The sequence below is a fragment of the Methylocapsa palsarum genome, assembly GCF_900114285.1.
Taxonomy (GTDB): domain Bacteria; phylum Pseudomonadota; class Alphaproteobacteria; order Rhizobiales; family Beijerinckiaceae; genus Methylocapsa; species Methylocapsa palsarum.
Window position 1 is genome coordinate 259,842 of sequence record NZ_FOSN01000001.1, and the last position, 19,435, is coordinate 279,276.

Annotated in this window: 16 protein-coding genes and 1 other RNA gene; 10 read left to right on the forward strand and 7 right to left on the reverse strand. The window is 63.3% G+C overall.

Annotated elements, in window-relative coordinates:
- Positions 1–11: 11 nt before the first annotated feature.
- Positions 12–971, reverse strand: a complete 960-nt coding sequence (gene nudC / locus BM177_RS01215; protein ID WP_091676251.1) for an NAD(+) diphosphatase — start codon at positions 969–971, stop codon at positions 12–14.
- Positions 972–1,109: 138 nt separating this feature from the next.
- Between nudC and ffs the strand changes: the two genes are divergently transcribed.
- The 5 genes from ffs (at position 1,110) to BM177_RS01240 (ending at position 4,905) form a co-directional block, all read left to right on the forward strand.
- An RNA gene (gene ffs, locus BM177_RS01220) (signal recognition particle sRNA small type) lies at positions 1,110–1,206 on the forward strand.
- Between the two features lie 180 nt (positions 1,207–1,386).
- Complete coding sequence (locus BM177_RS01225; RefSeq protein WP_091676256.1) at positions 1,387–3,303, forward strand: DNA polymerase III subunit gamma/tau; 1,917 nt, start codon at positions 1,387–1,389, stop codon at positions 3,301–3,303.
- Positions 3,304–3,339: 36 nt separating this feature from the next.
- Positions 3,340–3,663: a YbaB/EbfC family nucleoid-associated protein gene (locus BM177_RS01230; protein ID WP_091676260.1), complete on the forward strand. Its 324-nt coding sequence runs from the start codon at positions 3,340–3,342 to the stop codon at positions 3,661–3,663.
- A gap of 57 nt (positions 3,664–3,720) precedes the next feature.
- The gene (recR, locus tag BM177_RS01235) at positions 3,721–4,326 is read left to right on the forward strand and encodes a recombination mediator RecR (RefSeq protein ID WP_091676263.1); all 606 of its coding nucleotides are present in this window, start codon (positions 3,721–3,723) and stop codon (positions 4,324–4,326) included.
- A gap of 78 nt (positions 4,327–4,404) precedes the next feature.
- Entirely contained in the window at positions 4,405–4,905 is a 501-nt protein-coding gene (locus tag BM177_RS01240; protein ID WP_244532019.1) for a VOC family protein, read from the forward strand.
- 22 nt (positions 4,906–4,927) lie between these two features.
- Here the strand turns inward: BM177_RS01240 and BM177_RS01245 are convergent, their stop codons facing one another.
- The gene (locus BM177_RS01245) at positions 4,928–6,070 is read right to left on the reverse strand and encodes a DNA recombination protein RmuC (protein ID WP_091676266.1); all 1,143 of its coding nucleotides are present in this window, start codon (positions 6,068–6,070) and stop codon (positions 4,928–4,930) included.
- Positions 6,071–6,210: 140 nt separating this feature from the next.
- Between BM177_RS01245 and BM177_RS01250 the strand changes: the two genes are divergently transcribed.
- The 3 genes from BM177_RS01250 to BM177_RS01260 are packed head-to-tail and all read left to right on the forward strand — an operon-like array spanning position 6,211 to position 8,732.
- Positions 6,211–7,026 (forward strand): dimethylarginine dimethylaminohydrolase family protein, encoded by an 816-nt coding sequence (locus BM177_RS01250; protein ID WP_091677404.1) that lies wholly within the window; start codon positions 6,211–6,213, stop codon positions 7,024–7,026.
- Between the two features lie 57 nt (positions 7,027–7,083).
- Positions 7,084–7,347, forward strand: a complete 264-nt coding sequence (locus BM177_RS01255; RefSeq protein WP_091676271.1) for a DUF4089 domain-containing protein — start codon at positions 7,084–7,086, stop codon at positions 7,345–7,347.
- Positions 7,344–8,732 (forward strand): AtzE family amidohydrolase, encoded by a 1,389-nt coding sequence (locus BM177_RS01260; protein WP_091676275.1) that lies wholly within the window; start codon positions 7,344–7,346, stop codon positions 8,730–8,732. Before BM177_RS01255 ends, BM177_RS01260 begins: the two co-directional genes overlap by 4 nt.
- Here the strand turns inward: BM177_RS01260 and BM177_RS01265 are convergent.
- Complete coding sequence (locus BM177_RS01265) at positions 8,729–9,091, reverse strand: hypothetical protein (protein ID WP_139223469.1); 363 nt, start codon at positions 9,089–9,091, stop codon at positions 8,729–8,731. The two genes, BM177_RS01260 and BM177_RS01265, sit on opposite strands and share 4 nt — an antisense overlap.
- 223 nt (positions 9,092–9,314) lie before the next feature.
- Here BM177_RS01265 and BM177_RS01270 point away from each other — a divergent pair, with 223 nt between their 5' ends.
- Positions 9,315–10,691, forward strand: coding sequence for a PQQ-dependent sugar dehydrogenase (locus tag BM177_RS01270; protein WP_091676281.1), 1,377 nt, complete (start codon positions 9,315–9,317; stop codon positions 10,689–10,691).
- A 78-nt stretch (positions 10,692–10,769) separates the two neighbouring features.
- Here the strand turns inward: BM177_RS01270 and treS are convergent, their stop codons facing one another.
- The 4 genes from treS to BM177_RS01290 form a co-directional block, all read right to left on the reverse strand.
- The gene (treS, locus tag BM177_RS01275) at positions 10,770–14,033 is read right to left on the reverse strand and encodes a maltose alpha-D-glucosyltransferase (protein ID WP_091676284.1); all 3,264 of its coding nucleotides are present in this window, start codon (positions 14,031–14,033) and stop codon (positions 10,770–10,772) included.
- Positions 14,034–14,414: 381 nt separating this feature from the next.
- A complete protein-coding gene (gene otsA, locus BM177_RS01280) occupies positions 14,415–15,971 on the reverse strand; it encodes an alpha,alpha-trehalose-phosphate synthase (UDP-forming) (protein WP_091676287.1) in 1,557 nt (518 codons plus the stop codon).
- 260 nt (positions 15,972–16,231) lie between these two features.
- Positions 16,232–16,876 (reverse strand): uracil phosphoribosyltransferase, encoded by a 645-nt coding sequence (upp, locus tag BM177_RS01285; RefSeq protein WP_091676288.1) that lies wholly within the window; start codon positions 16,874–16,876, stop codon positions 16,232–16,234.
- 10 nt (positions 16,877–16,886) lie between these two features.
- Entirely contained in the window at positions 16,887–18,122 is a 1,236-nt protein-coding gene (locus tag BM177_RS01290; protein ID WP_091676291.1) for a phosphopentomutase, read from the reverse strand.
- A gap of 273 nt (positions 18,123–18,395) precedes the next feature.
- Here BM177_RS01290 and rpsT point away from each other — a divergent pair, with 273 nt between their 5' ends.
- Positions 18,396–18,662, forward strand: coding sequence for a 30S ribosomal protein S20 (gene rpsT, locus BM177_RS01295; RefSeq protein ID WP_091676294.1), 267 nt, complete (start codon positions 18,396–18,398; stop codon positions 18,660–18,662).
- The last annotated feature ends 773 nt before the right edge of the window (positions 18,663–19,435 follow it).

Genomic DNA, 19,435 nt, shown 5'->3' on the forward strand with positions numbered 1-19,435 from the left:
GAATCCTCCGCTCAAAAAGCTTCGCCGGCGGCCCAGGCCCTGATCAGCAAATTGGCCACGGCGAGTTTGGGCGGACAGGAAAACCCGTCGGGGTGATTGTTGTCCAGCATAAGGCTGACTTCTTCGCGCGGAAACCAGCGGGCGTCCTGCAGCTCCTTGGCGTCGACGGTGAGGCGCCGCGTCTGCGCGTGGGCTATGGCGCCGATCATCAGCGAGGAGGGGAAAGGCCAGGGCTGCGAGGCGAAATATTCGACCTCGCCGACGCGCACACCGGATTCTTCGCGGGTTTCCCTGCGCACGGCGTCCTCGATCGTCTCTCCAGCCTCCACGAACCCCGCGAGGCATGAATACATGCCCGCCGGATAATCGGCCTGGCGCCCGAGGAGACAGGACTCGTCGTCGAGGATCAGCATGATGACGACCGGGTCGGTGCGTGGAAAATGATGTGTATTGCAAACATCGCATGTCCGCCGCCAGCCCGCGGCGGCGATGCGGCTCGGCGCGCCGCAGTTCGAGCAGAAACGATGCCGCGAATGCCAGTGCATCAGGCTTTTCGCCTGACCGAGCGCGCCCAAGACTTCAGCCGAAACAAGACCCTGAGTCGCCACCGAGCGCAGGTCGATCATGGCTACGTCGTCGCGGCCTTGCGAGGTCTCCGGCGCCGCTTCGTCGATCAGGGTCGCGAACAGCGCCGTATCCCCGTCCAGCCCCAGAAACGCGGTTTCACGCTCTTGCCCGAGCGCCGCCGCCTCGGCCGTCGTGAACAGAGCGTCGAAACAATCGCCGCTCCGCTTCAGCACGGGAACGTCGCGCGACAGGACGAGCGTTCGAGAGGCGCTGGCTTGTTTCAACCCGTCGATGAAGGCCGCGTCGCTCCGGCGCTCGGTCATCCGGTTCAGCCGGTTGATCGCGAATCCCGTGAGGGCGGAGCGTTCCGCCAGCGCCGGCGGATGAATAAAATCGCCGTTCATCGACTGACCCCTGGTTGAAAGTTTGGCGGGCGAGCATGACTGTAGCCCTTTCGTGCGGCGCCGCCAAATCGCATCGCACAATCAGAGCGGATTACCGAAACTCTTGCGAAAATTTCGGCGGCGGTCCAAATAGAACCCGGAAGGCTGGCGGCGGACGCACAACTCGCCAACCGGGTCAGGTCCGGAAGGAAGCAGCCCTAACGAGATCGCGCGGGTCGCCGTTCAGTCTTCCACTCCGGTCAAATGCATCAAAATCCACTGCTGCATCCAAGTCTCTGCTGCATCAAAGTCCCTGCTGCATCAAAGTCACCGCAGCGAATTTGCCTCGGGTGACGGAACGTCTGACGCCTTCGCCCGGCCTCGGCGCCATGAGTTTCAATTTCCTCGTCAGACCAGAGCGATGCAGGGCGGTTGAATGAACGAAAGCCCGATCGCAGACGAAAGCTCGCCCGCCGCCGCAGGAAAAAGCGCAGGCTCGATGGGCGATCGCGACGCCGGACCGCCCGCGCCGGGCGCCGCGCCCGGCGCCTATCTCGTTCTCGCCCGCAAATACCGGCCGGCCCGTTTCGAGGATCTGATCGGCCAGGAGGCCATGGTCAGGACGCTCTCGAATGCGTTCGACCTCGACCGTATCCATCAGGCCTATATCCTGACCGGGGTGCGCGGCGTCGGAAAAACCACGACCGCGCGAATTCTGGCCCGGGCCTTCAATTATGAACTGCCCGCGGAGGGCGATCGCCCCGCCGTCGCCCATCCCACCATTCACATGCCGGAACTCGGCGTCCATTGTCAGGCGATCATCGAGTCCCGCCATATCGACGTCGTCGAGATGGACGCCGCTTCGCATACGGGCATCGACGACGTGCGCGAAATCATCGAAAGCGCGCGCTACAGGCCGGTGCTCGCGCGCAACAAGGTCTTCATCATCGACGAAGTCCACATGCTCTCGAAACAGGCCTTCAACGGCCTTCTGAAAACCCTCGAAGAGCCTCCCGAACACGTCAAGTTCCTGTTCGCCACGACCGAAATCGACAAGGTTCCCGTCACTGTCCGTTCGCGCTGCCAGAGGTTCGACCTTCGCCGCATCGACGCGAACGTGCTCTCCGCCTATCTTTCCTTGATCTGCGCCAGGGAAGGCGTAGCGATCGAGGACAAAGGCCTCGCCATGATCGCCCGGGCGGCGGAAGGCTCCGTCCGCGACGCGTTGTCTCTGCTTGATCAGGCCATTGCGCATGGCGCGGGGCAGGCGGGCGTCGCCGCCGAAGACGTGCGCCTGATGCTGGGCCTCGCCGATCGCGGCCGGATCATCGACCTCTTCGACGATGTGATGAAGGGACGGATCGCCGAGGCGCTCGCCGCGTTCAAGGATCTTTATGACCGCGGCGCGGATCCGGCGGAAATTTTGGTCGAACTGGCCGAGTTCGTTCATCTCGTCACCCGGCTCAAGCTTGCCCCCCACGCGATCGAGGACGCGTCGATCACGCCGGACGAGCGCGAGCGCGGACAGGATTTCGCGCAGGCGCTGTCGATCCCGGTGCTGACCCGGGCCTGGCAGCTGCTGAGCAAAGGCTTGCGCGAATTGAAGGACGCGGCGCGGCCCCTCGCCGCCGCCGACATGGTGCTGATCCGTCTCGCCTACGCGGCGGACCTGCCGACGCCGGACGAGGCCTTGCGGCGGCAGGAGGCGGGCGCGGCCGCCGCGTCTGGCGGCGCGGCGAAGGCCTCGCATTCCGTCCCGTCCGCGTCCAGCCCTTCGCCCAGCCCTTCGCCCAAGACTTCGCCAGAGCCGCGCGGTTTCGGCGCATCGGCGCAGACGGCGCGGTCCGGCCTAGCTCTCGCCGCGCTGCCCCAATCCGCTCCGGCGTTAAGGCTCGCGAGTTTCGAAGACGTTGTTGCGCTTGCCGGGCAAAAACGCGACATCCAGATGAAACTGGCGCTCGAGCGCGACGTCCGGCTCGTCCGATTCGAGACGGGCGCGATCGAATTCTCCCAGGCTCCCGGGGCCTCGCCGCAGCTTGCGCAAACTTTGATGCGAAAGCTGCAGGAATGGACCGGGCAGCGGTGGATGGTCGCGGTTTCGCGCGAGCAGGGCGCGCCCAGTCTGAAGGAAAGGGAAACGACGTCGGCGGCCGAGGCGATGGCCGGCGTTCGCGCCGACCCTCTGGTGCGTCGGGTGTTCGAACATTTTCCCGGCGCTGAGATCGTCGCGGTGCGGCTGAGCGATCCGGCGCCGCACGGCGCCTCGCAGGCGGGACTTGACGTCAATGACGACGGCGTCGGATTTGCAGATGAATCTGTTGCAGATGAATCTATTATTGAAACCGACCTTTGATCAAAGGGTTTCGAATTTTTCGGATTGGGGATCGCCATGAGAGACATGCTGGGTTTGATGAAGCAGGCTCAGGCCATGCAGGAAAAAATCCAGGAGATGCAGGCCGAAATGGACCGGGTGACCGTAGAAGGACAATCCGGCGGCGGCATGGTCAGGATGACTCTGACGGCCAAGGGCAAGATGGTCGGCGTCGTGATCGACGATCAGCTGTTCAAGCCTGGCGAAAAGGAGATCCTCGAGGATCTCATCGTCACCGCTCATGAAGACGCGCGCCGGCAGGCGGAGCGGGTGATGGAGGAAAAAATGAAGGGCATGACATCCGGATTGGCTTTGCCGCCGGGCATGAAACTGCCCTTTTAGCGAATGACGGCGAGCAATCTGTCCCGAACATTCGATTTGTCCTGACGGCGGGGCCAGATGGCTGAGCGCGTTTCCGGCCCCGAGATCGAGCGGCTGATTCAATTGCTGGCGCGTCTGCCGGGGTTCGGCCCGCGTTCGGCCCGCCGCGCGGCCTTGCACCTCATCCGCAAACGCGAGGATCTTTTGGGTCCGCTCGCTGACGCGATGCGGACCGCGCAGGACAAGATCGTCACCTGCGCGACATGCGGAAATATCGACACCTGCGATCCCTGCACGGTCTGCGCCGACCAGCGCCGCGATCACACGACCCTCATCGTCGTCGAAACCGTCGCCGATCTGTGGGCGCTGGAGCGCGCCGGCGCTCTCCGGGCGGCCTATCACGTGCTGGGCGGAACCCTGTCGCCGCTCGACGGCGTCGGACCGAAGGATCTCAATCTTTCGACCCTGATCGACCGCGTCGCCCGCGATCAGATCCGCGAAGTGATCCTCGCCGTCAACGCGACCGTCGATGGTCAGACCACGGCGCATTACATCACGGATCTTCTCGCGCCGCTGAAGGTCAAGACGACTCGCCTCGCGCATGGGGTGCCGGTCGGGGGCGAACTCGACTATCTCGACGAGGGAACCCTCGCCGCCGCGATGCGCAGCCGCACCGCGTTTTAGAGCCGGGTGACTTCAGACGGAATCGCGGCCGCGAGTCCGTCTGAAGTCTGAATCCGCCTCTCATCAAAGAGCTGGGGCATGATGTCGCCCGAAAACCAGTTTCCTCTTTTCGGCGTCAGGCTCTGGACGCGGCGGCTCCCAAACAAAAACCGCAAATTCGTCCTGTATCTACCGGCCGCCGCCTCGCTCCATCGCGGCGAGCGGGAGGGAAACATGGCTCATCCATTCGTGCATGTGGAATTGACGACCACCGATATCGGCAAGGCGAAGTCCTTCTATCAGTCGCTGTTTCATTGGGAGCTGAATGACGTGGAGGTTGGTCCCGGACGCACCTACACCATGATCGGCGTCGGAGATGGAACCGGCGGAGGCATGATGCAGGCGCCGGGGCCGCGCATGCCGTCGGCCTGGCTGCCCTATGTTCTCGTCGACGACATTAGGGCGACGACCGAGAAAGCAAGGTCGCTCGGCGCGACGGTTTGCCTCGACATCATGGAGGTCATGGATATGGGCAGTCTGTCCATCATCAGCGATCCGACGGGCGCAATGCTCGGCTTCTGGCAACCGAAGGCGAAATAACGGCTCCCAAGGAAGCCGCTGTCTATTCCGCGGCCTTCATCTTCTCGATCGCCTGCTGCTCCGCTGGTTGGGTGAAATCCATGTTGTCGATTCGCGCGCCGGTCCTCGCGATCCGCTCCGCGGAGACAACAACTGACGCGACGTCGTCCTGCGCATTCTTGAAATGGCCTTCGAGCCTGGCGACGCGGGCGCGAAGCCGCGCCACGTCCTCGACGAGACGGCGGACTTCGGCCTGGATGATGTGCGTCTGTTCACGGACCCTTGCGTCGCGCACGATCGCCTGCATGACCTGGACCGCCATCACAAGCAGGGAGGGCGAGACGAGAATGATGCGGCTCCTTTGCGCTTTTTGAACGACATCCGCGAAATGTTCGTTGATGTCGGCGTAGAGCGACTCGGAGGGCACGAACAAAATCGCGATGTCCTGGGTTTCGTCCGGCAGAAAGTAGCGCTCGCCGATGTCGCGGATGTGCTTGCCGACGTCGGCGCGAACCCGCGCCGAGGCGTATTTGCGAGCCTCCTCGTTCGCAGATTCTTTCAACGCGATGAAGGCTTCCAGCGGGAATTTGGCGTCGACCACCATGAGGCGATGATCGCCGGGCAGGCGGATGACGCAATCCGGCCTTGTGTTGTTCGACAGGGTGTATTGAAAGGCGTAGGCCGAATCCGGCAGCGCGTCGCGTATGATCGCCTCGAGCCTGCCTTGACCGAAAGCGCCGCGCGCCTGTTTGTTGGCGAGAATATCCTTCAGTCCGACGACTTCCTCGGTCAGGCTGGTGAGCCGCGCCTGCGCGGCGTCGATCACCGCCAGCCGCTCGTTCAGCCTCGCGAGATGATCGCCGGCCGTCTTGCCCGAAGCTTCAAGGCCGTGGCCGACGCGCTCGCCGACGGTGTCGAGACGCTCGGTGACAAGCCGCGCGAGATCCGCCTGCCGCGACCCCAGCACTTCGGCGATGCTCCGCAGACTGCCGTTGAGCTCCGCGCCCTGGCGGCCGATCGCGTTGATCTTGCGCTCCAACTCGCGCTGGCGCTCATTGGAGGCCGGCGCGCGCCCGGAGCGGAACGCGGCCTTCGCGAGAAGCAAGATCGCCAGCGCCGCCGCCGCCAGAAGAAGGTCCGAAACGGAGACCGGAGTCTTGTTCAGAAGAAAAACAACGCGGTCCATGCGAGACTATTGCATGATTCGCGCAACGATGGGAACGAGCGCCGCAGCGGCGACGCCGCGGCGCCGGACGTATGTTGCGATAAGCTTCGGGGCCCGGCCTCCGGCCATTCTAGCTTCGTCACGCCAACCGGATCGGAATGATGACTCCCCAGACAGTCCTGATGTGCCCGCCCGATCATTTCGAGATCGCCTATGTGATCAATCCCTGGATGGAAGGGCAATTCGCCAACACGGACGCGGCTCTGGCGCGGCGGCAATGGGACGGCCTGCGCGCCGCGCTCGAACGCCATGCGAAAGTGGCGCTGGAGCCGCCGCAGCGCGCGCTGCCGGATATCGTGTTCACCGCCAATGCGGGTCTTGTTCTCGGCAAGAAAGTCATCGTCAGCCGCTTCCGCAGTCCGGAACGGCGCGGCGAGGAGCCGCACCACCGCGCCTTTTTCGCGGACAATGGATTTGAAATCCTCGACTGGCCTTCGGACATCCCGTTCGAGGGAGCGGGCGACGCCTTGTTCGATCGGGGGCAGTCCCTGCTGTGGGCGGGCCATGGCTTTCGCTCGGCCGCCGCCGTGCCCGCGCTGCTCGAAAAACTGCTGGGGCGAAAGACGGCTGCGTTAAATCTCGTCGACCCGCGATTTTATCATCTTGACACCTGCCTCTGTCCTTTGGACGGCGGCTATCTGCTCTATTTTCCGCCTGCGTTCGAGGAAAGGTCGAGGGCCTTGATCGAGTCGCTGGTCGCGCCGAGCAAGCGCATCGCGGTCGAGGAAGAGGACGCGCTGAAATTCTGCTGCAACGCCGTCGATCTTGACGGCCATGTGTTCGTGAACGGCGCATCCGATTCGTTGCGATCGCGTTTGCGCGGCGCAGGCTTTACGCCGGTGATCACGCCCTTGTCCGAATTCATGAAGGCCGGCGGCGCGGCCAAATGCCTGACGCTGAAACTGGTCGAGGAGTAAAGCCCACCTATTGCGGCCGAGGGCGGCGCGGGGAGAGGCTTTGGTCTTGTGCGCGCCATGCAAATCATGCAGCTTGCCGCGATGAATGATCCTGTCCCTGCGCCCCCTGGCGCGTCCTCGCCGACCGGAGACTCCGGCGGCGGGCCCCGACTCTTCATTGAGCGGGTCGAGGCGCTGGCGGCCGTGATCGACCTCGACATCCCGCCGCAATATCTCGCCGGCGTGGCCGAAAATCTCGAGCGTTTGCTCGCCCAGGCGAAGCTGATCGGCGATGTCGAACTGCCGCCCGGCTCGGACGCGGCGCCGGTGTTCCGTCCGTGAGCAGTCTTCCTGCGGGAGCAAGCGAGATCGCCGCCGGCGTTCGCGCCGGGCGCTTCAGCGCCGAACAAGCCGTCGCGGCGGCGCAGGCCGCCATCGCGGCGCGCGATCCGGCGCTTAACTGTTTCACAATTCTCTACGGCGAGGCGGCGCTGAACGAGGCCCGCGCGGTTGATGCGCGCATCAAGGCCGGCGATCCGCCGGGTCCGCTGGCGGGCGTGCCTTTCGGCGTCAAGGAATTGTACGACATCGCCGGTCGCGTCACTCTCGCGGGCTCGAAGATCAATCGCGATAATCCTCCAGCGCAGGCGGACGCCACGCTCGTCGCGCGGATGCGGCGCGCCGGAGCCGTCCCGGTCGGCGCGCAAAACATGGATGAATACGCCTACGGTTTCTCGACCGAGAACGCCCATTACGGCGCGACCCGCAATCCGCACGATCCTGCGCGGATCGCGGGCGGCTCCTCGGGCGGTTCTGCGGCCTCGGTCGCCGCCGGCATGGTCCCGGTCAGTCTTGGCTCCGACACCAACGGGTCGATCCGCGTGCCCGCCTCGCTCTGCGGCGTTTTCGGACTGAAGCCGACGTTCGGCCGGCTTCCCCGCACCGGGACGTATCCGTTCATCAGCGATCTCGATCATCTTGGCGCGTTCGCCCGCAGCGTGGCGGATCTGGCGCTTGTCTACGATGTCCTGCAAGGCCCCGATTCCGCCGATCCCGTATGCTCCGGGCGGCCGATCGAGCCTGTAACGCCTGCGCTGGAGGGTGGCGGAACGATCCGGGCGGCCGTGCTCGAAGACTGGTTCCAGGAGGGCGCCGGACCGGAGGCGCTGTCGGCGCTGGCTGAGGCGGCCAAGGCGCTCGGCGCCGCGTCGACAGTCAGTCTGCCGGGGGCGGCCAACGCCCGCGCCGCCGCATTTTGCCTGACGGCCGCCGAGGGCGCGGCCCTCCACCTCGCCGACCTGCGGGCGCGGCCCGGCGATTTCGATCCCGCCAATCGCGACCGCCTCCTCGCTGGCGCGCTGCTGCCGGCGGCGGTGGTGATCGAGGCGCAGCGCCTGCGCCGCTGGTTCCAGCAGCGGGCCGCCGAGCTGTTCGCGCGCTATGATCTCCTGCTGGCTCCGGCCGCGCCTTGCGTCGCTCCCTTCATCGGTCAGCCGACGGCGCTCATTGGAGGCCGTGAGGTTCTGGTGCGGCCCAACCTCGGCCTCTACACGCAACCAATAAGCTTTATCGGCCTGCCCGTGGTGGCGGCGCCGGTACATCTTCCCGGCCGTCTGCCGGTCGCCGTGCAGCTCATCGCCGCGCCCTGGCGGGAGGACATCGCGTTTCGCGCCGCAGCGGCTCTGGAGCGGGCGGGCGTCGCCATCGCGAAAGTCGCCGCGAGCTAACCAATCGCGCCATTGTTGAACGGACAGTTCTCGACCGAGCCGATCGTGCTGTCTGCGAAATACGTCAAGGTCGTGTCGACCCATGGACCGCTGACGGTGCCGAACGGGGACCATGTCCAGTACGACCACGCAAAGAGCGCACCGCCGCAGCAGCCCTCGTAGCTGCGGCGGAAGGGGGACCAGCTGAACTTTTCCCGCCATGGCCGGAAATCGTAGCGATAGCGAATCACATTGATCGTCTTCTTACACGGATAGGGAAATATCCACTTCCAGCACACTCCCCAGTGAGTCACCGTGATCGTCTCCCGCTGTCCACAAGCCATGGCAATGTTTCCCCATTCAAATGGATCGTCGCCCACAAGACCCCACGTCTGAACACCGGGTCGCCTTCTCAGTTCCCGATCAGATCATTTTTGTTTGCGGCGTTGCGCCCTGTGAGGACGAGCCGCCCCCGGCAGGCGTGTGGAACCTTTCCAGCTCCAACCGCTTCCCCGGGTCTCTAGCCTTTGGTCTTGGGCCGTCATACTACGCCCCTAAATCTTCGCCCTTAGGTCTTGGCCCTGTTGTAAGAGGAGCCGCGCGATGGACGCCCTGTTCAGAAGCTTTTTTCCTCTCGCGCTGACGCTGGCGCTCTCCGCTTGCGGCGACACCGCGACGTTGCCGGATCAGTCGTCGTTCGGCGCAAATCCCACTCTGCCGGAGCCGGTTCACGACGTGATTCCGACCATCAATATCGCCGCAGCGAAAGGCTGGCCCGCGGGAGCGACCCCGGCGCCCGCCCCCGGACTTGGCGTCAACGCCTTCGCGAGCGGCCTCGATCATCCCCGCTGGCTTTATGTCCTCCCCAACGGCGACGTGCTCGTCGCCGAGACCAACGGGCCGACGCGTCCAGAGGATCGCAAGGGGATTACGGGGTGGATCTCAAAGATGGCGCAGCAAAGGGCGGGCGCGGCGGTTCCCAGCGCCAATCGAATTACGCTTCTGCGCGACGCGCAGGGCCGCGGCGTCGCGGATATGAGGGAAATTTTCCTGCAAGGGCTGAATTCGCCGTTCGGCATGGCGCTCGTGGGCGATAGTTTCTATGTCGCCGATACAGACGCGATCCTGCGATTTCCCTACAAGGACGGCGACACGAAAATCACCGCGAAAGGCGAGAAGATCGCCGATCTGCCTGCGGGGCCGATCAATCATCATTGGACCAAGAACCTGATTGCGAGCCCCGACGGTTCGCGGCTCTACGTCACGGTCGGATCGAACAGCAACGCGGCCGAGAACGGCCTCGACAAGGAAGTCCATCGCGCGGCGATCCTCGAAATCGATCTGGCCGCCCGTCAGTCGCGGGTGTTCGCGTCCGGGTTGCGCAATCCAAATGGCATGATGTGGGAGCCCGACACGGGCGCGCTCTGGACGGTTGTCAATGAGCGCGACGAGCTTGGCGGCGATCTCGTCCCGGATTATCTGACCTCGGTCAGGGAAAACGGGTTCTACGGGTGGCCGTTCAGCTATTACGGGCAACATGTGGACGAGCGGGTGAAGCCGCAACGGCCCGATCTCGTCGCGACGGCGATCCCGCCCGATTATGCAATCGGCAACCATACCGCGTCGCTCGGGCTTGCGTTTTCCTCCACCAATTCCCTGCCTGCGGAGTTCCGGCATGGCGCGTTCATCGGCCAGCATGGATCCTGGAATCGCTCTCCCTTCAGTGGCTACAAAGTCATTTTCATCCCCTTCGCGGAGGGACGTCCTTCCGGTCCCCCGAGGGATGTGCTCAGCGGATTTATCAATCCAGCGGAAGACGTCGCTTATGGGCGCCCGGTCGGAGTGGCCTTCGACAAGTCCGGAGCTTTGCTGGTCGCCGACGATGTCGGCAATTGCGTCTGGCGGGTGAATGCCGAAGCGCCGCAGGGACGATCCGCGTCTAAAGGCCCGTTGTCGGAGCCAGCTGTCCATATTCGCTGACGGCCCCAATGACCGGCCAATGATCGTCCCTGGATCAGCCAAGGACATCGGGCGGCGGCCGCGAGCGGAACTCACCCTTCAGTTCCGCTTCGCGGCCTCGTCCAGAATGACGTTCACGCCTTCGATGGCGATGTCGATCCAATCGGACCGGTGAGCAATCCCGTCGTCGATCTCATGAAACGCCTTCGCGAGCAGATACAGGAACAGCAGCCGCCTGCGGCTGATTTGATCCTCGATCCAGATCGGACTGCCGCGAGCCGTCTCCATGTAGGAATGAACAAAAATCTGGGAGAGCTCCACCAACTGCTGGCTCAGTCTCGTCGCGGCCGTATGAGGATCGGGCACGAGCCGCGCGACGTCGCGTTTCGCCGCGGCCGCTACATAGGCGAACGACCGCAACATGCTCGCCACATCGCGCAGGGGCGAAGTTTTGGCCCGCCTTTGCTCGAATGAAGCGGAAGGTGAGCCTCCAAAGCCGATGATCACGACGTCGTCCTTGACGACAAGCGTCCGGCCAAGATGATAATCGCCGTGAATGCGAATTTTGATCGCGCCCTCCGGCGCTTTCGTCAGATCCTCGATCAGATCGAGGCACTCCTGCCGTCTGTTGAGCAATCGCCCGGCCGCCGTCTTTGTTTCGTCGTTCGCAGCGTCGTCGAACCGCTGCAGCCGGGCGAAAACGCGGCCGGCGAGGTCCCGCACCTCCTCGACTTCCTGCTGCACGTCGGCGAGACCGAGAGGTTCGCTCTTGAAGGCGAAATCCTCGGTCGGCGTCGCCAGCGCCTTGTGCATTTCCGCGGTCCGAACGCCGAGTCGTCTCATATGCGGAACAAAAGCCGAAAAATCGTCGGCTCTGTCTGCGTCGTCTCCCTCCGGCGCGAGCGCCAGGGCCTGAAGGATGCGCTTCAAGGCTTCGAGCGTCCGCGTCCAGGAATCTCCCTGGCACCGGACGAAACTCTGCGCGATCGCGAGCGTCGCGCGACTTCCATCCGCTGAGCAGTAATCGACTACGCCGAGCAGCGGAGGCGTGTTGGCGAAATGCGCGATCTCGGTCAGGAACCGGCCAATCTCGACTTCCGGATGGACGCCGCTGTGGAGACGCCGGTAGATTTTAAGAACCATCCGATTGGCGAGAATCAACGTGGTGTTGCCGGTTTCGACGCTCGCGTGGCGGACGTCCTCGGCTTCGATCGCGGGCTCGAGCGCCAGCCGGGGATCCGGCGAGAACACAATTTTTCCGCCCTGTCCGGTGTCGAGCTCGCCGCCTCGCCGCAACGCCTCGATCAGGCTGAGGCTGAATTGCGGGCTGGACTCCGCGTCGTTGAGGAGGCCGATGCGCGCGGCGCGGCGCAGCATCGCGACGGTCGAGGAGCGGACAGGCTGATCCTCGCGCTCCGGTTCGGCGGTCAGCGGCGTGAAATAGGTCTGCACCTCGCCGCTGGCGAGATTGACGTCGAGCATTGGAAGGATGAAGCGCCCCTGGCCGCCGTCGCGAAGCACGGCGAAATCCTTGACGAAGACGCTGTGGATCGGGGTTCCGTGCGGCTGAAACCAGCGCTGCGACGTCAGGAAGCGCGGCGCGACGGTGCGCTCGAAGGCGATGAGCTCCCGCCCGGACAAAACGGTTTCGAGTTTGCCCGTGACGACCAGAGTGAACAATTCGGGAGCCTGGTCGGGGCGCAACGCGTCGTCCTCTGCGGGCACGGTTTCAAGCCTGAACCAGAAAAAACCGTAGGCCGGAAGCGTCAGCACATAGGGCTCCACGGCGATCGGCGGAAACAGGCTTCCGGCCGTGAGTTCGACCGGCGTCGCCCCCGCGAATTCGGCAAGATCAAGCTCCACCGGCTGAGGCGCGCGCGAAATGTTGACGACGCAGAGAATGCGCTCGGCGTCAAATTCGCGCAGATAGGCGAGCACTTTCCGGTTCAACGGATAAAGGAAACGCAGACCGCCCCGGCCGAAAGCCAGATGGGACCGGCGGACGGCGATCATGCGGCGCATCCAGGTCAGCAGGCTCGATGGGCTCGCCAGTTGCGCCTCGACATTGACTGCGGCGAATCCGTAGACGGGATCTTGGATCGGCGCCTGAAAGAGCCGTGCGGGATCGGCGCGGCTGAAACCGCCGTTGCGGTCGACCGACCATTGCATCGGGGTTCGGACCCCGTCGCGATCGCTGAGGTAGATATTGTCGCCCATGCCGATCTCGTCGCCGTAATAGAGGACCGGAGCGCCGGGCATCGAAAACAGGAGGGACGTCAGAAGCTCGATCTTGCGCCGGTCGTTTTCGAGCAGCGGAGCAAGACGGCGGCGAATGCCCAGATTGATGCGCGCCCGCCGGTCGGCGGCGTAAAACGACCAGAGATAGTCGCGCTCCTTGTCGGTCACCATGGCGAGAGTCATCTCGTCGTGGTTGCGCAGGAAAATCGCCCATTGCGCCGTCTCGGGAATTTCCGGCGTCTGGCGCATGATGTCGGTGATCGGATGACGGTCTTCCTGCGCCAGCGCCATGTAGATGCGCGGCATGAGCGGGAAATGAAACGCCATGTGGCATTCGTCGCCCTGTCCGAAATAGCGCGCGGCTTCCTCCGGCCACACGTTGGCCTCGGCGAGCAGCATCCGGTCGGGGTAGCTCGAGTCGACCGTCGCCCTGATCTTGCGGATGATCGCGTGGGTTTCGGGAAGATTTTCGCAAGCGGTTCCCTCCCGCTCGATGAGATAGGGAATGGCGTCGAGCCGCAAACCGTCGACGCCCATGTCGAGCCAGAACCGCATGACGTCGAGCACGGCTTCAAGCACGCGCGGATTGTCGAAGTTCAGGTCGGGCTGATGGCTGTAGAAGCGGTGCCAGTAGAAGGCCTTGGCGACGTCGTCAAAGGTCCAGTTCGATTTCTCGGTGTCGAGAAAAATGATCGGGGCGTCCGGATAGCCGCTGTTAGCGTCCGCCCAGACGTAGAAATTTCGCGCCGCCGAGCCGGGCTTCGCCGCTCTGGCGTGCTGAAACCAGGGGTGCTGGTCCGACGTGTGGTTGATGACCAGTTCAGTGATGACGCGCAGCCCGCGCAGATGAGCTTCGCGCACGAAGAGCCTGAAATCGCGCAGGCTGCCGTAAGACGGGTTGATCCCGCGATAATTGGAGATGTCGTAGCCGTCGTCCCGCAAGGGGGACGGATAGAACGGCATGACCCAGATGGCGGTGGCGCCAAGATCCTTCACATAGTCGAGCTTTTGCGTCAGCCCGGCGAAGTCGCCGATTCCGTCATTGTTCGAGTCGAAAAAGGATTTGACGTGCAATTGATAAATGATCGCGTCGCGGTACCAGTGAACGTCGTTCCGGTCGATCATTCAGTCCACCCTTACGAAAGAGCCCGATGGAGGGGCTGGAGCGCTTTTTTATCGAATGAATTCATTAGAGCATATTCCGATCGGAGTGAATCCATCCAATCGAGAAGACTATGCTCAAGCTTTTGACTCTGGAGCGATTTCTGATCGATCGCATGATTTCATGCGATCGGAAAGCGTTCGAGATCGATAAGAATTCTCTGCGGATTCAAAGATTGAAAGATCGGCGTGGAAGATCGGCTTGAAAGAAAGATCGTCTTGCGCCGGGATGAGAGGCGCGTGGCGAAACGGCCTCCGGTTTCGCCGGCCCCCTCGAATTCGCCGCCGAGGGGATCGTCAGACGCCCGGCGAGGCCGGCGTATCTAAATGCGGTTCTGTCCTGGATCAGTGACCGACGCTTTTCCACACCGGCGTCTCGCCACGCCAGCGCTCCGGTTCGCCGATGTCGCCGGCGGCTAGAGGCGGAGGCGCGTGCTGCGCAGAGTCCGCCAGTTCCGCATCGCCGCCCAGCGCCTGAAGGAAGCGCGCGGTCCAATTGTCGATGCTGTTCGCTCGCAGCACGTCCATCATCGCGCCCCAGCGCTCCTTGCGCTCCGCGAGCGGCATGGACGAAGCGCGCGCGATCGCCGCGCCGGTCGCCTCGATATCGTAGGGATTGACGATAAGCGCGCTGTGCAATTCCTGCGCGGCTCCGGCGAACTGGGAGAGGACGAGAACGCCCGGATCGTCCGGCGTCTGCGCCGCGACATATTCCTTGGCGACGAGATTCATGCCATCCCGCAACGGCGTCACAAGGCCAACGCGGGCGATCCGGTAAAGGCCCGCAAGGGCGGATTGGCTCATCACCTTGTTGATGTAGCGAAGCGGGGTCCAGTCGACGTCGCCCAGTTTTCCGTTGACGATGCCGACCTGTTCGGCGACCTCGCGCTGGATCTTGGCGTATTCGGGCACCTCGGATCGGGATTTGGGAGTGACCTGGAGCATCGTCACCCGCGATTTCGCCGCGAGGGGAGATTGCTCGAGAAAGCTGGCGAAGGCCTCGATTCGCTGGCGGATGCCCTTCGAATAATCCAGCCGATCGACGCCGATGATCAAAGGCCGCCCTTCGAGGCTCGCGCGCATGCGTTTCACCAGGACATTCTTTTCGGCGACCCGGGCCTCTTCGGCGAAGGCTTCGGCGTCGATGCTGATCGGAAAGGCGTCAACCTGAAAACGGCGCCCATAGGCTTCGCGCCAGACGTCGCCGCCGGCGCGTCCGGCCTTGGCCTGCACGAGGCAATTACGAAAATTCTCGGCGTCGCCCTCGGTCTGGAAGCCGACGACGTCATAGGCCGACATCGCGCGGAGAATCCGGTCATAGGCGGGAAGCGCGCGGGCGACGTCCGGCGAGGGCCATGGGATGTGCAGGAAGAAGCCGATCCTGTTCGCGCAGCCGAGCTGACGCAGGAAGGCCGCCATCGGAATGAAATGATAGTCATGCACCCAGATGACGTCGTTCGGGCGAATCATCCTGGCGAGGCGCCGCGCGAAAAATTCGTTGACCCGGAAGTAACCCGCCGAATCCGGCGCCGACGGTTTCGCGAGATCGAGCCGGTAATGACAGATCGGCCAAAGCGCCCGGTTGGCGAACCCGTGATAATATTCATCGAGATCGCGGCGCGACAGGTCGGAGAGGGCGTAGGTGACCGAGCCGTGCGTTCTTTCCTGGACGGGCGCGTTGCTGTCCTGGCTCACTTTGCCGGACCAGCCGAACCAGATCCCGCCGCGCGCCTTGAGGGCGGCCTGCAGGGCGACGGCTAGTCCTCCTGCGCCAGATCCTGCTGCGCCAGACGCTCCGGACGCAGACGGAGCGGCGACGCGGTTCGAGACGACGACCAAGCGTCCGTCTGAAACGGACCGGGAGGCTCCCGCGGGTTTATAAAGAAGTTCCAGATGAACCATCGGCCGAGCAAACCTTTCGTTGCCTTTGCAGGCTTTAGCGCAAGACTAACTCTCGAGAGACGAATTCGTTCGAGATCGTGGTTAGACCGACTGATTTCCCAAGATGGGTTTCGATCAATACTGAGAGACAATGGCAAAGGTGAGGCTGAAACATTTCAGACTTTCCCGCCATGCTCATGCCCACGTTGTTATATTCATGGCTTTTTCTTGTAATTTGCGCTGCCTGACTTGGCCGGCGACTTAATCCAACTGGATCGCGCTCATTTTGTTCCGAACATGCGGTCGCCGGCGTCGCCGAGCCCGGGGACGATATACCCGTGCTCGTTCAACCGTTCGTCGACAGCGGCTGTCCAGATCGCGACGTCCGGGTTCTCATGGCGGACATTGGCGAGGCCCTCGGGCGCCGCGAGCAGGCAGACGAAGCGGATCTCTTTGGCTCCGCGCTTCTTCAGGCCCTTGATTGCGGCGTTCGCCGAATTTCCGGTCGCGAGCATCGGGTCCATGAGGATCACGAGGCGCTCGGCGAGATCTTGCGGCGTCTTGAAATAATATTCGACCGCGGCGAGCGTTTCCGGGTCGCGATAGAGCCCGATATGGGCGACGCGCGCCGAAGGGACGAGGTCCAGCATGCCGTCGAGAAACCCCGCCCCCGCGCGCAGGATCGGCGCGAAGATCAGCTTCTTTCCCGCGATCACCGGGGATTGCGTCCTGGCGACAGGGGTCTCGATGTCGATCATCTGAAGCGGCAGGTCGCGGGTGACTTCATAACACAGCAGCATGCCGATTTCATTCAGCAGCTGGCGGAAGCTCTTCGTCGACTGGCCGGCCTCGCGCATCAGGGTCAGCTTATGCTGAACCAGGGGATGGCCGACGACATGAACCTGAACCGTTGCGCTGACGTCCATGAGAACTCCCTTAAAGGTCTTGATTCGGCGCCAGCCATGAGCGGCCTTGCGCGGGCGAGGCCACGCCAAGATGCGCGGCGAGGCTCGCGCCGATATCGGCGAAACTTTCGCGCCGGCCAATCGGGCCGCCGGGCAATCCGGGGCCAAAGCACAGGATTGGGGCATGCTCGCGCGTATGGTCGGCGCCGGTCCAGGTCGGATCGTTGCCGTGATCGGCGCTGATGATGGCGATATCGCCCTCGCGCATCGCGGCGAGCAGTTCTGGCAGGCGCGCGTCAAGCGATTCAAGGCCGTGAGCATAGCCGGCGATATCGCGTCGATGCCCGAAGTTGGTGTCGAGATCGACGAAATTGGTGAAGATGAAGCCGCCGTCCGGAAGGTCGCAGAGCGCCTCGAGCGTCGCGTCAAAATGCGCGTGGTCGTTGGCGCGCTTGATCTCTCTCCCGGTAAAGCGATGCGCGAAAATGTCGCCGATCTTCCCGATCGAAACGATCTGGCGACCGGCAGAGGCGAGGCGCTCCAGAAGATTGCCCGGCGGCGGCGGAAGCGCCAGATCCTTGCGGCGCGGGGTTCGCGTAAAGCGCGGCGCCGCGCCGCTGAACGGGCGCGCGATCACCCGCCCGACGGCGAGCGGATCGCACAGGCGCCGGGCGATGCCGCAAAGATCATAAAGACGATCGAGGCCGAAGGAGTCTTCGTGCGCCGCGATCTGAAACACCGAGTCGGCCGATGTGTAGCAGATCGGCTTGCCGGTCCGCATATGCTCTTCCCCGCAGCGCTCGATGATGTCCACGCCGGACGCGTGGCAATCGCCCAGAATGCCGGGAAGGCCGCCCTCGGCGATCAGCGCATGGGTCAGTTCCGGCGGAAACGACGGTCTTGAGGCCGGAAACACCCGCCACGCCCCGCGCGGCGGCGCCCCCGCCATTTCCCAATGCCCGGAGGGAGTGTCCTTGCCCGCCGCCCGCTCCACGGCATAGCCCCACAGCGACTCCGCAAAAGGCAGAGGCGGCAGTCCCTCCGGGAAAATACCTGTCGAGGCTTCGGCCGCAAGGCCAAGTCCCAGGGCGCCAAGGTTCGGCAGCCGCAACGGCCCCCGGCGCAGGCCCTCTCGATCGCCGCGCCCGGCGGAACAGGCCGCGGCGAGATGGCCGAGCGTGTCAGAGCCCGCGTCGCCGTAGAGCGCCGCATCCTCCGCGCCGCCGCAGCCGACAGAGTCGAGGACAAGAAGAAGCGCGCGCGGCATTTATCGCCGCCGCATTCGTGCAGGCCGCCGCCTGAGGCTGATAAGGCTCATTCTCCAATCCTTGGGCTTATTGCCTCGCCTTTGGGGGACGTCGGGTTTTCCAGCCGGCTGGGCGGCGGCTGACGCTGTTTCCATTAAGGATCGCCGCCGCGGCGAGGTCTTTCGTTCTCCGGCGTTGACGGGCGGGAAGGTTCGTGATTATAAACCGCTCTCTCGGGCCGCCGGTCATCGACTGCGCGCTCATTCTGGCCCCTGTGTAGGATAGATTACAATATGGCGAATACTGCTTCGGCGAAGAAAGCCGTCCGTAAGATCGAGCGGCGCACGAGCGTCAACCGTTCGCGGCGGAGCCAGATGCGCACCTATGTCCGAAAGGTCGAGGAAGCCATCGCTTCGGGCGATCCCGCCGCCGCCGCGGCCGCCTTGCACGCCGCCGAACCGCTGATGATGCGGGCCGCCCAGAAGGGCATCATCCATAAAAACACCGCTTCACGGAAAGTGTCTCGTCTAAATCGTCGCGTCGTCGCGCTGGCGAAATAAAGAGCGACCTAGACCGTTGACAATGCTTTAAAAAGCCTGGCGAGAGCCGGGCTTTTTCTTTGCGCAGGCCTCGCCTTTTCGTTGATTGACTGCGATTGATCGACTCGCAGCCGCGGTCGAGGGGCCGCACAGCCAATATCCATCTGACTCAAAGGCTTGCGGGCAAAGACGCCGGCCGCCGTCGCCGAGCCCCGAAAGCGCCGATTTCGAGCCTGGTTTTATCAATAATTTTACCCGCTATTTTCTTTCCGTCGTGCTGTCCGTCAACAGGCCTAGCTCATGCTGACGTCCGTGAAATCAGGTGGTTATCGGTCAAACATCAGACCGGTTCGCAGTCGTGGCCTCGGCCGGTCCAACAAGATTCTTTTTTTGGCCACGAGCGCCTTGCGGAGCCTTCGGCCTATGTTACAGTCTTATGGCGATGGGCCGCGCATGCTAGTAGCTTCGGGCGATTTCCCACGTGTTTTCCTGTTTACTCATACGTATGGTGCGTAACGGCGCGATAGGATTATGTCTAAAATCTGTTTATACGCCGCACGGCGGGGTGGTTATTTTTTGAATACTATCGCGTGACTTATCTCAAAGGGCTTGCTAGAAGAAAAAACGTATTTTCAATGTCATTTTTGGCGCTAATTACTCGATCCTATAAGGGTCGGGCTCTTTTGCGTGTATAGGGGGGTGTCGTGATGGATCAATTATCTGGATCTCTTTGCTTTCGCTTGAGCCGTCCGGCGCGTTTCCACACGACAATCCTCCGGGAAAATAGTAGCGAC

What these genes read in the sequence shown, in the direction of transcription:
- BM177_RS01270 (WP_091676281.1), top strand. Translation starts at nt 9,315, where the DNA reads ATGGACGCCCTGTTCAGAAGCTTTTTTCCTCTCGCGCTGACGCTGGCG.
- BM177_RS01255 (WP_091676271.1), top strand. Translation starts at nt 7,084, where the DNA reads ATGCAAATCATGCAGCTTGCCGCGATGAATGATCCTGTCCCTGCGCCC.
- BM177_RS01240 (WP_244532019.1), top strand. Translation starts at nt 4,405, where the DNA reads ATGATGTCGCCCGAAAACCAGTTTCCTCTTTTCGGCGTCAGGCTCTGG.
- BM177_RS01245 (WP_091676266.1), bottom strand. Translation starts at nt 6,070, where the DNA reads ATGGACCGCGTTGTTTTTCTTCTGAACAAGACTCCGGTCTCCGTTTCG.
- otsA (WP_091676287.1), bottom strand. Translation starts at nt 15,971, where the DNA reads ATGGTTCATCTGGAACTTCTTTATAAACCCGCGGGAGCCTCCCGGTCC.
- BM177_RS01225 (WP_091676256.1), top strand. Translation starts at nt 1,387, where the DNA reads ATGAACGAAAGCCCGATCGCAGACGAAAGCTCGCCCGCCGCCGCAGGA.
- recR (WP_091676263.1), top strand. Translation starts at nt 3,721, where the DNA reads ATGGCTGAGCGCGTTTCCGGCCCCGAGATCGAGCGGCTGATTCAATTG.
- BM177_RS01290 (WP_091676291.1), bottom strand. Translation starts at nt 18,122, where the DNA reads ATGCCGCGCGCGCTTCTTCTTGTCCTCGACTCTGTCGGCTGCGGCGGC.
- treS (WP_091676284.1), bottom strand. Translation starts at nt 14,033, where the DNA reads ATGATCGACCGGAACGACGTTCACTGGTACCGCGACGCGATCATTTAT.
- BM177_RS01250 (WP_091677404.1), top strand. Translation starts at nt 6,211, where the DNA reads ATGACTCCCCAGACAGTCCTGATGTGCCCGCCCGATCATTTCGAGATC.
- rpsT (WP_091676294.1), top strand. Translation starts at nt 18,396, where the DNA reads ATGGCGAATACTGCTTCGGCGAAGAAAGCCGTCCGTAAGATCGAGCGG.
- nudC (WP_091676251.1), bottom strand. Translation starts at nt 971, where the DNA reads ATGAACGGCGATTTTATTCATCCGCCGGCGCTGGCGGAACGCTCCGCC.
- upp (WP_091676288.1), bottom strand. Translation starts at nt 16,876, where the DNA reads ATGGACGTCAGCGCAACGGTTCAGGTTCATGTCGTCGGCCATCCCCTG.
- BM177_RS01230 (WP_091676260.1), top strand. Translation starts at nt 3,340, where the DNA reads ATGAGAGACATGCTGGGTTTGATGAAGCAGGCTCAGGCCATGCAGGAA.